At 51.3% G+C, this 15,474-nt stretch carries 10 protein-coding genes and 2 pseudogenes; 2 read left to right on the top strand and 10 right to left on the bottom strand.

Features of this window, described 5'->3' with window-relative positions:
* Window positions 1-108: 108 nt before the first annotated feature.
* From IPN95_28625 to IPN95_28665, 9 genes and pseudogenes are all read right to left on the bottom strand, one after another.
* Window positions 109-780, bottom strand: coding sequence for a biopolymer transporter ExbD (locus IPN95_28625; protein MBK9453288.1), 672 nt, complete (start codon window positions 778-780; stop codon window positions 109-111).
* A 65-nt stretch (window positions 781-845) separates the two neighbouring features.
* A pseudogene (locus IPN95_28630) lies at window positions 846-1,758 on the bottom strand (MotA/TolQ/ExbB proton channel family protein).
* A gap of 332 nt (window positions 1,759-2,090) precedes the next feature.
* On the bottom strand, window positions 2,091-3,164 hold the full coding sequence (locus IPN95_28635) for an rRNA pseudouridine synthase (GenBank protein ID MBK9453289.1): 1,074 nt from the start codon (window positions 3,162-3,164) through the stop codon (window positions 2,091-2,093).
* Window positions 3,161-3,898 carry a hypothetical protein gene (locus tag IPN95_28640; GenBank protein MBK9453290.1) on the bottom strand — a complete coding sequence of 246 codons (738 nt, stop codon included), beginning with the start codon at window positions 3,896-3,898 and terminating at the stop codon, window positions 3,161-3,163. The genes IPN95_28635 and IPN95_28640 overlap by 4 nt, the downstream gene beginning before the upstream one ends.
* 3 nt (window positions 3,899-3,901) lie before the next feature.
* Window positions 3,902-4,644, bottom strand: a pseudogene (gene scpB / locus IPN95_28645) (SMC-Scp complex subunit ScpB).
* A gap of 39 nt (window positions 4,645-4,683) precedes the next feature.
* Window positions 4,684-5,352 (bottom strand): DUF4276 family protein, encoded by a 669-nt coding sequence (locus IPN95_28650; protein MBK9453291.1) that lies wholly within the window; start codon window positions 5,350-5,352, stop codon window positions 4,684-4,686.
* On the bottom strand, window positions 5,349-6,431 hold the full coding sequence (locus tag IPN95_28655; protein ID MBK9453292.1) for an ATP-binding protein: 1,083 nt from the start codon (window positions 6,429-6,431) through the stop codon (window positions 5,349-5,351). The genes IPN95_28650 and IPN95_28655 overlap by 4 nt, the downstream gene beginning before the upstream one ends.
* A gap of 180 nt (window positions 6,432-6,611) precedes the next feature.
* Window positions 6,612-7,190: a hypothetical protein gene (locus IPN95_28660; protein MBK9453293.1), complete on the bottom strand. Its 579-nt coding sequence runs from the start codon at window positions 7,188-7,190 to the stop codon at window positions 6,612-6,614.
* A 111-nt stretch (window positions 7,191-7,301) separates the two neighbouring features.
* Window positions 7,302-8,285 carry a polyprenyl synthetase family protein gene (locus IPN95_28665; GenBank protein ID MBK9453294.1) on the bottom strand — a complete coding sequence of 328 codons (984 nt, stop codon included), beginning with the start codon at window positions 8,283-8,285 and terminating at the stop codon, window positions 7,302-7,304.
* A gap of 4,566 nt (window positions 8,286-12,851) precedes the next feature.
* On the opposite strand from IPN95_28665, the gene IPN95_28670 reads away from it, so the two are divergent.
* Window positions 12,852-13,544: a gliding motility-associated C-terminal domain-containing protein gene (locus IPN95_28670; protein ID MBK9453295.1), complete on the top strand. Its 693-nt coding sequence runs from the start codon at window positions 12,852-12,854 to the stop codon at window positions 13,542-13,544.
* Window positions 13,545-13,607: 63 nt separating this feature from the next.
* Window positions 13,608-14,009: a hypothetical protein gene (locus IPN95_28675; GenBank protein ID MBK9453296.1), complete on the top strand. Its 402-nt coding sequence runs from the start codon at window positions 13,608-13,610 to the stop codon at window positions 14,007-14,009.
* A 62-nt stretch (window positions 14,010-14,071) separates the two neighbouring features.
* On the opposite strand, the gene IPN95_28680 is transcribed toward IPN95_28675, so the two are convergent.
* Entirely contained in the window at window positions 14,072-15,334 is a 1,263-nt protein-coding gene (locus IPN95_28680) for a hypothetical protein (GenBank protein ID MBK9453297.1), read from the bottom strand.
* Between the last annotated feature and the right edge of the window lie 140 nt (window positions 15,335-15,474).

A 15,474-nucleotide genomic window follows, 5' to 3' on the forward strand; every position in this document is an offset into this window, starting at 1 on the left:
CCATCGCGGTCATGTCGATGCGTGTGGATTTTTCTTTTGCTTGGGGGCACCACCTTTGTGTTTCCCCACCTCCGCCGTAGTATCTACTTCAGCCATTTTATAATCCTCCTAGATGAAATGATCACTTTTCGGCAGGGCTTCGGCACTTTCGGCTTCAGCAGCTTTCTTTTGGGAGCATTGGGGGTCAGCCTCCAAGCCCGTGATCAGGTTAAAACGATTGATGTTCACTTCTTGCAGGGTGGCAATCACTTTGTCCATTTTCTCAAGGCCACATCCCTGTGCCTTTGATGGCAAAGGAAGCTCATGGTGGTACGCCTTGCAGCGTTGATCCATTCTTTGAGGCTCATTGACCTGTCCACGCTCGGTATTCACGGGAATACCATGGTAGGGATACTCCTTGATTTTGTCGAGATCCTTTGTGCCCAGCCAATTTCCGAACTCGGCCAATGGCACGCCAAAACTTGGCTGATTGGCAAAGAAGGTCATTCCTTCCTCGGATACTGGCAGACTGTAGGTTTCGATCATCTTCTCGAGCATGCCCTTCCGGGTTTCCTGCGAAACGCCGACAACCACCATTCCACTCTTGTCCACGGTAATGATAAACAAGTTTTTGTCTTTCAATTCCGAGGTCGAGATCGAAGTCGGGGTATCGACAAGCACCTTGTCAGAAGCCTTGAACTTTGCAGACATGATGAAAAAGGTCAGCAGCAGGAACGCAACGTCCACCATCGCGGTCATGTCAATTGACGGATTTTTCCTCTTTGGTTTTACCTTAGGCATAATACCCTCCTTTTAAGGTTACAACTCCTTTTGACACCTATTTATTGTAGGGGTCAGCGGAAAAATCACTTGTGCGTCGTCGTCGTTTCGTACGTCTGCACGATGCTGTAACCGGCCTCATCGATCTGATAAGTCAAGGAGTCGATTTGAACCGTAAAGAAGTTGTAGAAGATAATTGCCAAAGCGGAAGTTCCGATACCGATAGCGGTATTCACAAGTGCCTCGGAAATACCTGTTGCAAGCTCGGTCGAGTCGGATGTTCCGGTGACGGCGAGTGCGGAGAAGGCCTTGATCATACCCAAAACCGTACCAAACAAACCGACCAACACCCGATGGATGCGATGGTTGCAATGATTGGCAGGTTGCGCTCAAGCATAGGAAGTTCCAAGGTGGTGGCTTCTTCCAGTTCTTTCTGGATCGCCTCACGGTTGGTTTCCTTGTCGTGCACTGGATTGGCTTCGACCTCCTTGTACTTGGTAAGACCAGCCTTGACCACATTTGCGACAGAGCCGCGCTGTTTGTCACAAGCCTGAATCGCACCGTCGATGTCACCATCACGCAAGGCAAGGCGCACACGTTGTACAAACACGTCCACGGAGCCGGAGCCTTGGCCATGAATACGACAGAGATGAGGCGCTCGATGAAAAACACCCATACCATCAAGAAGAGAGACATACCAATCGGAACGATGATACCACCTTTATAGATGGTGCCTTGCATGTTGCCATCCAAGGGGTGACCGTCTGTCCAGTGCTTTGGAGCTTCACCGACTGATCCAGCCGCTTTCCAAGCATCCATTTGTGCAGCAGCATCTTTGCCGCCCTCGAAGTTGTCTGGTGATCCGAAGACATATTTGAACACCACAAAGGCTACCACTAATGCCAGCACGATGACCAGGGCAGGGAACCAAGACTTCAAAGGATTAGATTTTTTGATTGTGCGGCCGTTATCGCCAGCACCGGTACCTACAGTTTTCATATCACGCTTTTACTAATTCAAAGTTTTTGGATGAATCCAGTAATCTTTTGCTAAGGAAGAAAAGTGAATACAATGAATTTCTTGAAATGAACGCTCAAGTTAGCTTGATCTTTTTAATCGCAAAGATTTTTGAAAAATTGGCCCCACATGTCTTCCAGCAGCAAACTTGTTACAATAAAACGGCGATCCCCCAAACTCTGCACGCGCAATTTGATGCGTGCATTACACAGTAAGGCGGACAAACCATGGGCCAAAGGGTAAAAAACAATGCCTGATGTTTCAGAAAGGGCACCTTCAGATTACCTGAGCAGTGCAATTTTCTTTACCCTTTTTTAGAGCATTTTGAGGAATCCGACTTCCTTTTCGCTCAGCAACCTGCATGTGCCGCGCGGCAAGCCTCTTTTGTCAAGCGGGCCAAATTGCACACGATCCAACGTTACGATCTCAAAACCAAGCTGTTCCACCATTCGCTTGACCACATGGTTGGCACCACTTTGAATTTGAATGGCGAGCTCATTGAGTCCGCCGTTGGAAAGATATTCAACTTTGTCGGCTTTCACGACGCCTTCCTCAAGTGAAATTCCTTTTCTCATCGCCAAAATTTGGGTCTCGGAAACTTCTTTGTCGAGGCGTACATGGTAGATCTTGGTGAATTTACTTCCCGCCTGCGTCAGCTTTTTCGTCAAGTCGCCGTCGTTGGTCAACAAAAGCAGGCCGGTTGCATTGCGGTCGAGCCTGCCGACAGGATAAACGCGTGCCTTGGTATAACGCTCGGCAATTTCCATGACCGTATCGCGACCAAGATCGTCTTCCGTCGTTGCAAGCTTGTTTTTGGGCTTGTTCATCAACAGGTAGACAAACACTTTGATCCGCAACTCGTGGTCTTTGAAGACAACCTTGTCCTTGCCGGGCTGCACTTTGAAGCCCATTTCCTTGACAACTTTGCCATTGACCTTGACTTTTCCGTCGCTGATGAGTCCGTCGGCATCGCGGCGTGAGCAAATTCCGGAGAGGGCGACAAAACGGTTCAGGCGAATCGGCTGTTCAAACAAACCATGGCTTTGGTCTTGTTCCCGCTCGGCCTTTTCCTGCCGCTCCTTGCGGCGCTCGTTTTTACGTTCAGCCTTGGGGCTGATCTGTTTTTGGAAGCCGCCAAACTCCTCGGGCATCAATTTGGGCTTGGACTTGCTGTCTTTGCCTTTGACCTTTGCCTTCGGTTCATCGCGATCCTCAGCTTTGTGGTCGCACTTGGACTTGCCTTCCGACGCCTGCGCTGACTTGTTGGTGGATTTTCCCTTGACAATCTGCGGCGCGGCGACCGATTTTTCGGATGCTGCTGTCTCTTGTCGAATTTCAGCAGGCTTTTTATTGTCGTTCCTTTGCCTTTGGGGCCTCTTTGGCTTCAATCGTGCCTTTGGGCGTCATCGAAGCGTTTTTGCTTTTTGTTTTCCTTTGGTTTGAGCAATCCCAGTCGCTTCAATTCGCGGCGGCGCGGCTTTGAGCGAACTTTAGAAGACGCTTCATCGCCGGATGGCGTTTTCGTTTCAGCGATTGTCGGCTCTGCGGCTATTGCCTTGGATTTGCCAGCGGCCTTTTTGGCAGCCGGTTTTTCTGCAGCGACAGGCGCGTCAGCGGATTTGGCTTTGGAGGCGGCGGCCTTCTTTGCGGCTGGTTTTTCAGCAGCGACAGGAGCCTCGGCGGATTTTGCTTTGGAAGCGGCGGCCTTTTTCGCGGCTGGTTTTTCAGCAACGACGGGCGCGTCAGCGGATTTGGCTTTGGAGGCGGCGGCCTTCTTTGCGGCTGGTTTTTCCGCAGCGACGGGCGCGGCAGCGGATTTGGCTTTGGAGACGGCGGCCTTTTTGGCAGCAGGCTTTTCAGCAGCGACGGGCGCGGCAGCGGATTTGGCTTTGGTGGCGGCGGCCTTCTTGGCGGCTGGTTTTTCAGCAGCGACAGGAGCATCAACAGGTTTGGCTTTGGAGACGGCTTTGGCCTTGGGTGCTGCTTTTGTAGCTGCGACCGACTTCTCGGTTGCGGCGGCTTTCACGGCCTTGGCGGCGGTCGGCTTTTCTTTGGGGCTCACGGCTTCGACTTTCTTGGTAGATGTCTTGGCAGCTGCTGTCTTTTTTGTTTTCTCTTCCACGGATTATTCTTCCTCCAAATCCTTGATTCTAAATTCCCCTTCCAGGCGTTGGAAGGTGGCTTCTTCGTCTATTGTATCGGTTGGCTCGTCTTCTTCGACCGTCATTTGATGCAATTCATCCGCGGCTTCCATTTGCTCCACAAGATCTTCTCCATCACCTTCGGCTTCGTCGTCATTTACATACACCTTGAACTGCGCCTGAAAATCCTTTTCCTCCGAATTCAATTCGTCGAGTTTGGGCAAGTCACGGAGGTCATTCAACGCGAAGTACTCCATGAAAAACGGCGTCGTACCATATAATAAAGGTCTGCCTGCAAATTCGGCGCGACCGCGAATCTCGATCAGGTTCTTTTCCAACAGCTTGCTCACGGCGTAGTCGCAATTCACCCCACGGATGAATTCGATTTCAGTTTGGTGATGGGCTGCTTGTAGGCGATGATCGACAGGGTTTCCAAGCTCGCCCGTGACATCCGCCGGGTGCTTTTGGCCAAAACGGCATGCTTCACAAAAGGATAATAGTCCTTTTTGGTATAAAACTGGTAGCCGCCGTCGATTTGCTTGAGTTCGAAGACAAATTCGTCGCTCTGATACTTGGCCAAGAGCGCTGCGAGCGCGTCGTTGAGGACATCCTCATCGAATTTGATCCCAAAAAAATCCTCATTCTGGAAAATCTCCAGGAACTGTGTCGGCTTCATAGGGCCGTCGGCGGCAAAAATGAGCGCCTCAATGATTTTCTGAACTTCCATCCGAGGTGCAAAGGTAGGCAGGGAATGGGAAAGTTTGGATCAAGAAATCTTTTGGCAGAAAAGGAGGAAGTCTTTGAGGGTCTGAAGGTGATCGGTTTGTTGGGTTCGAAGGATGAGCTGGTCGAGGTAATCGGGCGTCATCACTGCGGTTGGCGAAACTTTTGAATACTCCATATTCCTTTCCCGAAAGACTCTTTTGAGATAGTCTAGGTGAAAAGCCGCATGCGTTGAGTCTTGATGAATATTTGGCATTTGTTCTGGGTCGTTCTGGGACACATCGAAGTGGGAAATGTAGCCACGAAGAACCTCGTCGGCTGGGTTGCGCTGAAAAACTTTTCGGTTCCCTAAAAGCCAAGTTTCAATGCATCTGTTCTGCACGATCACTTTCAATTCATATCCTCGAGGCTTAAGATTCCGCTTCGCAAGGCTATTCATCAAGTCAACCCGCGCTTGTTCCAGTGATCCTTCTTCTGCATCGAGGCAAATGACAAGGAAATCGAAGGTCCCCAAATCATTCAGCTCCTCCACGGCATCCTGAACAAAACGGTACAATGAAGGAATACCTTGTCCATGAGCCAGATAGAAATTTTTGTCCTGTGCTTCCGTAGGGACCGCAACGCGATGAAATTCGGGAAGAAGCTGCTGAAGCCAAGCAGGATATATCTTGTACTCCGTTCGTCTTCCCTCAACAATGAAATACAGATTCATTCGGAAATCACACCTGTTTGAAAGGCCTCCAATTGGGTGAGTTGGGTGAAGTTTTCATGCCTTGAACGCCCAATGCCTAGTTCCTCAGCTGTATGTGTACTTACCACCCCACCTTTTCGCGTGACAATTTTCCAATGTTTGGCACCGATACGATTGATGATGTATGGATGGTGGCTCGTGATGATAAACTGAAGCCCACGACCAGCGTTTTGGACGGCTTCTGCGACAAGGTCGATGCAGTTTGCTCCGAGGCTGTTTTCGAATTCATCAATTAGGATGAGGGAATTGTCAGGGCAGAGTTCAATTTGGGCAAGCAAGGCCAACGTTTTTCGCATGCCAGTAGAAACGGTACCAAGTCTAAATGAATCCACCAATCCATATTCGGAAATATTCCAATAAAATCTTGGACTTGTTTGCCGGAAATCGACACCCTCTAGTAAATCATCAACAAACGGAAATATCTCAATGTATCGATCTCTAATACGATCAAAAATTGGCTTCCCTTCAGGATGACTACTTAACCAACCAAGACGCAGTGCTAGGTTTGCGCTGGACCTTCGAATCCCATCAACGGTTAGCCCCTTCCACAGATCGATTTCCTTCAAGTCATTTAGGAATGCCTTGTCAATCTCAATCTCTGAAAATGGAAAAGTATTTTTAAGCTCCTTGCTAATATCTGCGATTTGACCCTCTGTCTCAAACAGATTGATTATGCTTAGGTTTTCGTTCAGTTTTGGCAGGTTGAAATTGGAGTATTTTACTATGTCCCTTTGTCTCGCAACGATTTCTTTTCCAGATTCTGTTACCCTTTCAAAATCAAAGCTAGCTTCAAAATGCCGATCTTGACCCTTTCTTTCCACAAACTCTTCAATTTCTGCACGCCCTTCCCATTCGAAGAGCCTCCCGTCGATCGTCCTCAAAGAGAGTTCCCAAACAATGATATCACTAGGATGACTTTCTGAAATTGTTCGATTTGTGGCTAGATCTGTAAGAAACTTGATTGCCTCCAAAATCCTCGTCTTCCCTACCCCACTTGCTCCTACCAACAAATTGAAACGATCAAATTTCGTTTGCTCCAATGACCATCCCTCGGAAGGGTACGATACCTTTAATGACTCTATGAACATCGTCTATGCTTTGTTTCTGATCCTAATTTAAGGAAAAACTGGCTTTTCTGCATCGAGGCCCCTCTGAAGCCCGCTCCTGTTTCACTTAATGGGGTCATTTGCATAACCGCTTTTCCAACAATCTGCGTTAAATTAATGCTCATATTTCGCAAGAGTAACCTTGTTTTCAATGGGTTTGTACGTAAATATCAAATTGTAATGAACCTCTTCCTCCTGGAGGTTATAGTTTGATATCACGAACTGAACCAGTATGTTTTGCGTTTCCCACGTGAATGTGGTTTCCTTTCCCAATATCCCCTCCTCAGTCTTTTTATGATCGAACGATCCAAATAGTCTATTCAACTCTGCACCAAGATTTCCAGGAGTTGAGGGAATCCCGCCGTTTTGCTTCAGCACATAGTTCTCCAATGTTTCAAAAGTCCAAAAATTGATCACGAACAATTTTTCATCGAAATAGCTCAGACTAACCATTTTAATTTGCTCGTTAGCAACATTGTAGTCATATCCATCCGTGGGGCTTTCAGCATCAATTTTGTATCGTTTCAATCTACCATTCAATTCTGAGCCTTCAAAAACGGGTCCCAAAATGCTTTTTGGGGAAGATTGAAATTTGAACTTTTTGAAGCCATTCAACAAATCAATATTTCCTTTTGTCTGCGACGGAAGTAAACAAGATTGAAGCATCAGGAAAAGGAAAATCAACTTCTTCATTTTGTTTCAAGAATAAACAGGTTTCTAGACGCGTTTCTGAGTTTTCGATTTTGGCCAGAGGCCAGTCGTTCGGGCGGCGTGCGGCCGGAGGCCGCCGCCTCGCCTCTATTCCTACTTCTCCCTCGCCACGGAATAATCGACCAGGGCGCGAAGGCTCGTCTTGCTGGGTGACTCGGGGAAGGTGTCGAGGATGTCCATGGCTTCTTTGAGGAAGTTGTTCATGACTTGCTCGCTGTAGGTGATGCCGCCGTGGTCGATCACGTATTGAATGACCCAGTCGACGGCAGCTTTGTCGGTGTTGTGGCGTTTGACGACGTTGATGATCTTGCGGCGCTGCGCCCAGCTTGCCTTGTTCAGCACGTGGATGAGCGGCAGGGTCATCTTTTTTTCCTTGATGTCGATGCCCAAAGGCTTGCCGACATCCGCCGTCCCGTAGTCAAAGAGGTCGTCGCGAATCTGGAAGGCCATGCCGATTTTTTCGCCCATGAGGCGCATCTGCTCGATGAATGGCGCATCGTCAGGCCGCGCGCTTGCAGCTCCGACTTCGCAGCAACTCGCAATCAACGACGCGGTCTTCTGCCGGATGATATCAAAGTACACCGCCTCATCGACATTGAGCTTTCTGGCCTTCTCGATTTGCAGCAATTCGCCTTCAGCCATGAGTTTGACGGCATTGCTGGTAATCTTAAGCAACTGAAAATCGTCATGCTCCATGGACATGAGCAGGCCCTTGCTCAGGAGGAAGTCGCCGATCAACACGGCAATCTTGTTTTTCCAGAGGGCGTTGATGCTGAAGAAGCCGCGGCGTTCGTCGGCATCGTCGACCACATCGTCATGGACGAGGGTGGCGGTGTGGAGCAATTCGATGAGGGCTGCACCGCGATAGGTGCTCGGGGTGATGCCGCCGGCGAGATTGGCACTGAGCAAGACAAACATCGGACGCATCTGCTTGCCTTTGCGCTTGATGAGATACTGCATGATCTGGTCGAGCAGCATCACGCGGCTTTTCATCGCTCCCCGGAAGTACTTTTCAAATTGTACCAATTCCTCGGCGATGGGCGCTTGTATCGTCTCCAATGCGCGTTTTTTCGACATCGCGCCAAAAATAGGTTTTATTTTGGGGAATGCCAGACTGATGATGCAAGTTTAGTCGGGCCGGATGGGTTTGATACAGCTGCCGCAGTGCACAAGTTCACCCACCCATTGCATTCCAAAAGTCCGCTCAGGCCTCGATTTTGACCGCTCAGCGCTGGAATGCTACATTTTGGCATCAAAATCCGCTACCTTCCCATTTGGGTTTTCTTACTGCTGAATTCCAAGAAATGACTGTTCGCCATTGGTTCCTGAGCCTGCTTTTGTTGTCGTGCCAACTTTCCGCCCTACAAGCCAAGTACAAAACTCCGGCCGTTGCGCCTGAATTGCCTTCCATTGTCAATTTCGTTGAAAACAAGGGCCAATGGGATTCCTATATTCGCTATGAAGCCGGCATTCCGGGGGGAAAGGTGTTTTTTGAGGATGGCAAATTGACCTACAACTTGGCCGACCTCAGCCATTTGCACGACGACTATTTTCATTGCCCGACCAACCGTGACCTCACCCCGATCAACTACCGCGGTCATGCATTTCAATTGGTCTTCGAAGGTGCAAGCGCAAATCCCGTCATTTCGCCATCAGAAAAGTATCCGCAGTACAACAATTACTTCATCGGCAACGATCCTTCCAAATGGGCCGGAGCCGTCGGGATTTATGGAGAAATTCGCTACGAAGGCATTTATCAGGGAATTGATGCAATTTTCTATGGTCAAAAGGACGCATTGAAATATGATTTTGTGGTATCTGAGGGATCGGATGCGCAAGAGATTCGTTTGAAATATGAAGGATTGGATGGCATTCGCATCGAAGACGGCGATCTTGTTTTCCCGACGAGCATTGGCACGTTTCGCGAAATGCGGCCCTTTGCCTACCAAATCATCGACGGTGTTCAAGTCGGGGTCGAATGCCATTTCGTCCTCGAAAACAATGTCGTCACGTTCGCCTTCCCGCAGGACTACCGCCATGACCTCGAATTGGTGATCGACCCCACATGGGTGTTTGGTTCATTTACAGGTTCGACGAGCGACAATTTCGGTTATACCGCAACCTTTGATACTGCGGGAAATCTCTACGGAGGTGGCATCGCATTCGGATTGGGCTATCCGACATCGATCGGGGCCTATCAAACCGCGTTTGGCGGCGGCGGCGGACCACCCTTCGGCGGATTGCCCTTTGACATGTCGATCACCAAGTTCAATCCCACAGGCACCGCCATTGTCTGGAGCACATACATCGGCGGCTCCCTCAACGAGCAACCACAATCCCTGATCACCAACGACGCTGGCGAATTGATCATCTACGGCCGTGCTTGGTCCGCAAACTTTCCGACGACACCTGGAGCCTTCCAAACCGTGATGGGTGGCTCCTCCGACATTGTCGTAACCAAGCTCAATGCAACGGGTACCGCCTTGATCGGGTCCACCTACATGGGTGGGACGGCAGATGACGGTCTCAACATCACGACCAATTACGGTCCTGGCATTCAGAGCCTCTACCACAACTATGGCGACGATTCACGCGGCGAAGTCATGCTTGACCCAGCTGGGAACGTGTACATCGCTTCGTGCAGCCAAAGCGGAAACTTCCCAGTGACGCCGGGATGTTTTCAGCCGGCAAGCGGTGGTGCGCAGGATGCAGTTGTGTTTCGGCTGAACCCAACCTTGACAACACTTGGGTGGTCCACCTACCTCGGTGGCAGCGGAAACGATGCTGGCTATTCGATCAAAATCGACGCATCCGGCAATCCCTACGTCGCCGGCGGAACGGAAAGCCCGAATTTTCCTACGACCCCGGGTGTCATTTCCCAGGCCTACAATGGGGCGATCGATGGCTACATCACACGCTTCAATCCAACGGGAACTGCCATTCTCGCAAGTACATACATTGGCACGCCGGACTATGATCAATGCTTTTTCCTGGAAATTGATGCAGCCCAAGACATCTATGTCGTGGGCCAAACGCTTGGCGCCTTTCCGGTCACCCCCGGTGTGTACAGCAATCCGAATGGCAACCAATTCACGGCAAAATACAATCCGACGCTCACCACGACGGCATTCTCAACTGTGTTTGGCAACGGAACGGGAATCGTGGATATTTCGCCGACGGCATTTTTGATCGATCGCTGCGGCTTCATCTACGTGGCGGGATGGGGTGGTGCCGACAACCTGAATTTCACGACACCCACAAATGGTTATACGACCGGCCTGCCGACGACCGTTGGGGCCTTCCAAACGACAACCGACGGCAGCGACTTTTACATTATCATCCTCACGCCGGATGCCTTGGCGTTGGAGTATGCGACCTTTTATGGTGGCCCCTTCAGCGCCGAACATGTCGATGGGGGCACAAGCCGGTTTGACCGCCAATTGCGCATCTATGAAGCCATTTGTGCAGGTTGCGGCGGCAATTCCGACCTGCCGACCACACCGGGTGCCGTTTCGCAGACCAACAACAGCAGCAACTGCAACCTGGGCGTTTTCAAATTCCAATTTGATCCGCAGGATGTGTTTGCCGCCTATATCGCGCAGACCTTCGATTCTTGCGCACCCTTTCCCGTTTCCTTCACCAACAACAGTAATGGCGGCGTTTCCTATATCTGGGACTTTGGCGACGGGAGTCCGACGGTCACGACCGTCAATGCCTATCACCTTTACACCCTGCCCGGAACCTATACCGTTACCTTGATCGCGGTCGACAGCAATAGCTGCAATATTTCAGATACCGCAGTGGCCACGGTGACGGTATTTGCCAATCCACTCGCCTTGGCGGGCGGCTCGGATACGGTTTGCGCCGGCGGCGATGCGCAATTGCACGCAGGCGGAGGAGCAACTTATGATTGGTCACCCGGGGGAACCTTAACTGACAGCACGATTGCCAGTCCGATCGCAAGCCCGGTGCAAAACACAACCTACAGCGTAACCGTGATCGACAGCAACGGCTGCCGCGACACGGCGTATGTCGATGTCTTTGTCACGTATTATTTTGCCGATGCCGGTCCGCCGAGTTCATTCTGCGAAGGTACCGGCGGGGCGCAATTGAACGCTGGGAACATCTTCGGAGGAACGGGACCTTTTTACTATACTTGGTGGTGCGATTCGACGAATACCTTCTGCGGATTGGATTCCACCTTTGACGATGATCCGATGGCCAATCCGAGTCAGACGACCATGTATTATTTGCAGGTGAGCGATTCAAGGGGTTGCCTCTCCGAGATCGACAGTGCCTTGGTCGAAATTTTGCCCGTCCCCATCGCCGATGCAGGACCCGACCAATACATCTGTCAGCAGCCTGCGCCGGGAGCCATCCTCCAAGGCAGCTTTTCCAATGCCCCCGGACCTTTTCAATTTTACTGGATGCCAGGCTTGGGGTTGAATGACAGCACGATCTTGAATCCGCATGCACGGCCGGATACGACAACGATTTACACCCTCGTCGGCATCTCCGCCAATGGCTGCACGAGCGCACCGACCACCACCGACACGCTCTCGACGGTGACCGTGCATGTACAGCCACGCCCGATCGCGGACGCGGGACCGGACATCCATACCTGCTTGGGCGACACGACCGTGATCCAAGGCCTCGGATATGGAGCCGGCCCCAATTACAATTTCCAATGGACGCCGTATGTCGGATTGAGCGATTCCACCGTTCCCAATCCGATTGCTTCGCCGCCATTCACCCACATTTACACCCTCGTGGTCTGGAGCAATGGTTGCCCGAGCTACGGCGACTCTATGACCTTCTGGGTACATACCCTTCCCACCCCGAGCGCGGGCAACATCCGCGAAATCTGTCTGGGGGACACTGCCTTCTTGGATGCCTTTGCTGCGGGTGACAGTTCGGCGAGCTACACCTATCAATGGACGCCGACCACGGGCCTCAACAATCCGACGCTGGAAAATCCAGCAGCAAGCCCGGACTCCTCGACTTGGTACTACTTGGTGGCCACGAGCAGCTGGGGCTGCGAAAGTCCGCTCGACAGCGTCTGGGTCAAACTCAAGCCAACGCCGCAAGCCGAGGCCGGACCGGTGCAAACCATTTGTGCAGGGGATTCGGTCGTGTTGCAAGGCAGCTATTATTATGCCGCTACCGACAGTGCGATTCCTTCGGAGATTTGGTACACTTGGATTCCGGCAACCAATATCAATGACACCACCCTCGCACAGCCGACGGTCTGGCCAACGCAATCGACGATGTACCATTTCGCCGTGCGCAACAATACCTGCGAAACCTACGACTCGGTCTTAGTGATCCTGAGTCCCGGCTTGGGCAGCTTTGCCGAAGCCGACACATCTATTATATGTGGTGGCGACTCCGTACAATTCCACGCCGGCGGCGGATTGGGGAATGCACAGATCGTTTGGGTGCCGAGCAACGGACTGAGCGACCCCAATAGTTTTGATCCGATGGCCGCGCCCGAGCGACTCGACGACCTACACTGCCTTCATCAGCGAGGGAGGTTGCACGGAATCCATTGTGGTGCAGCTGAATGTGATTCCGCCCACCGACGCCTCCTTTACGAGTTCCGAAGAAGAGGGCTGCCCACCGCACGCGGTCAGCTTTACGGACTTGAGCGGCAATGCGACCTTGCATATCTGGAACTTTGGCGACGGTTCGCCGGTGAGCAACAGCCCGCATCCGATCCATACGTACACGCGGCCGGGCGATTATGTGGTCACGCATACGACTGCGACCGTGGGCGCCTGCGAAGACGTAGCCACGAGCGTGACCGTGCATGTGCGCGACACCGTCGTGGCCGATTTCCGAAGTGAGCCCGATTTTCCGACGACGATGATTTTTCCCGATCAGCAGTTGTTTCTTTATGACCAAACTGTCGGGGCTTCGCAACTGTTGTGGGACTTCGGAGATGGCATTTTCAGCGAATTGACCAACCCCGTACACAGCTACACGGAATTGGGCCAATATTTCGTGACCCTCACGGCTTGGTCAGGCGAAGGCTGCATCAGCCGCGTTGTGCATGGACCTTTTACCCTGATCGAGGGGGGTGTTTTCCTGCCGAATGTCTTCAGCCCGAATGGCGATGGCCTCAACGATGGCTTTGTAACACTTTATACAGGTTCGCAGCCTTTTACGATGTCAATTTTTGACCGGTGGGGGGCGCAGCACTTCAGCACCCGCAACAAGCTCGAGGCTTGGGACGGCAGCAACAAAAACGGGGAACCATTGCCCGATGGCGTCTATTTCTTCAAGGTGACCATCGGCGAAAAGGAATATGTGGGGCAAGTCACCTTGGTGAGGTAGAATTTGGTGACCTGTTCCTTCGAATGGGTTGCTTCAAAAGTCCAATTTGCTTACCTTGATTGAATGAAAAGCACATTCTTGTTTGCCCTGCTGATCCCGGTACTGTTTTTTGCCACCTGCAAAGGCGGCAGCAGCCCGACCACACCCTTTTCAACCCCGGAAGCAACGTTTGAGACCATGGTCACCGCGATCAAGGCCAAGGACTTGGACAAATACACCCAATGTTGGTATCCGGAGAGGTTGGAGCGCGAAAGCGAAGTGAACAAAATCAAAGAAGATCCGTCAACCTGGGACGAATTGGGTGCCATGTTTAAGGGTTCGCTCAAGTTGAAAGAGACCGGGGAGCGCTCAGAAGACGGCAAAACGGTCAAAAAATTCCAGGTCAATTCGCCGGATGTGGAAAATGGAATTGGTGCGATCACCCTGATCCAAGACGGCGACAAATGGTTGATGTATTCTTGGTAAAAGGGTCTACGGACGGTCGCCATTCGAAGGCATTCTCAACCCAGCCTCAAAACCTCCTTGCCTTAAAACGGATCACTCGTCCAATGAAATTCTCCTTGGAGTAGTGGCAATTTGCGCCAATCCATCATTTTTAATTCGACGGCGAGCGTATCGGCATTCATCAGCCCGGAAAGTTGCAGGGTTGAATCGCTGCGCGTGACATATTCGAAGTCCCCGAAGGCGAGCGTTGCAGGATCCAAAAACCGGATTTGTTTTGCGGCGGTGTCCCATTCAAGCACGTAGTCGTGGATTTTGTCGTCCATGGTTTGAATGTCAAAAAAGCCTTTTCGGTGAACGAAAACGCGGCGCCACCGACTTTCCATTCGCAAGTCCGGCGCCAATGAGTCGCCATTCCTGACAAATTCGGTGACTTTGTACGCTCCATGGAACGGCGGACGGGGTGCAAGGTCATCGTTGAAATTGCCGGTGGAAACGTAAGGCGCCAAGGCGTCAAAAAGCAAAATGGAGACCACGAAGGTTTTGGCAGCGATGTGGGCAATCCGGCGCCATCCCGGATGCCATTGCGGTTCCCAAAGTTTCGTCACTTGACTCGGCCTACCAAGGAAGAAATCCCATACCCGCAGTCCCGACGGGGCAATCAGCACCGCTAACAAAACGCACAAAAACATCGAAAAAACCTTGACAGAGATGTCAAAACTCAAGTTGATCGCCAGCACATTGGCCATGATGCCAAGCCCAAGCAAGGCACCCACCAAGGTGGTGCGGCGTCCAAGCAGAAGCAATCCGGCAAGAACTTCCAAGCTGCCCGTAAAAATCGAATAGCTGCGCGAGGTGCCCATCGTGCTCCAGAAAAGCAGGTCACGTGGCACTTCGCCGAGGTCGGTGTAAAGCGTCACGGGCTCCGGCAAATAAAACTGAAATTTGAAGACCTTGACCAGGCCATAGGTGAGCATCGCGGTCGCGAGAAAGTACCGCACTCCGACCCGAAACAGGTAATGCGCTTGAGAATAGGCCCCTCTTTTGCGGTCAAACCAGGACCAAATTCCCGTTCCAACCAACGCGAAAATCACTGTATTGGCGACGTGTGTGTACAGTAAAACGCCGTCGTTTGCGATTTCGGGAAGGTATTTAAAGGAAATACCCCAAAGATGAAGCGCAGCCCAATCGGCAAGCATCATGGTAATCGGCGACAGCAACACCCCGAAATCCGGAAGATACGGCCGGTGGTAGGGAAATGTCAGCAGCAGCATTCCCAGCAAAAGGAAAGTAAAGCGGAACAAAATCCGCTGCCACAAAGGCCAAGTAGCATGTGTACTGTCTGACATTGTCAATGCCCGCCGAAACGATCCGGACGGATTCACATCAAATTTGGCGCATTTTGTGCAATGCTGCATCCCGGAAGTTGGCTTCTGCGCACAGAAAAAATTTCGTTTATACGAAAGCTATGAAGGCATTCGTTGGAGGA

The organism is Bacteroidota bacterium, assembly GCA_016718825.1.
In the GTDB taxonomy this organism is placed as follows: Bacteria; Bacteroidota; Bacteroidia; order J057; family JADKCL01; genus JADKCL01.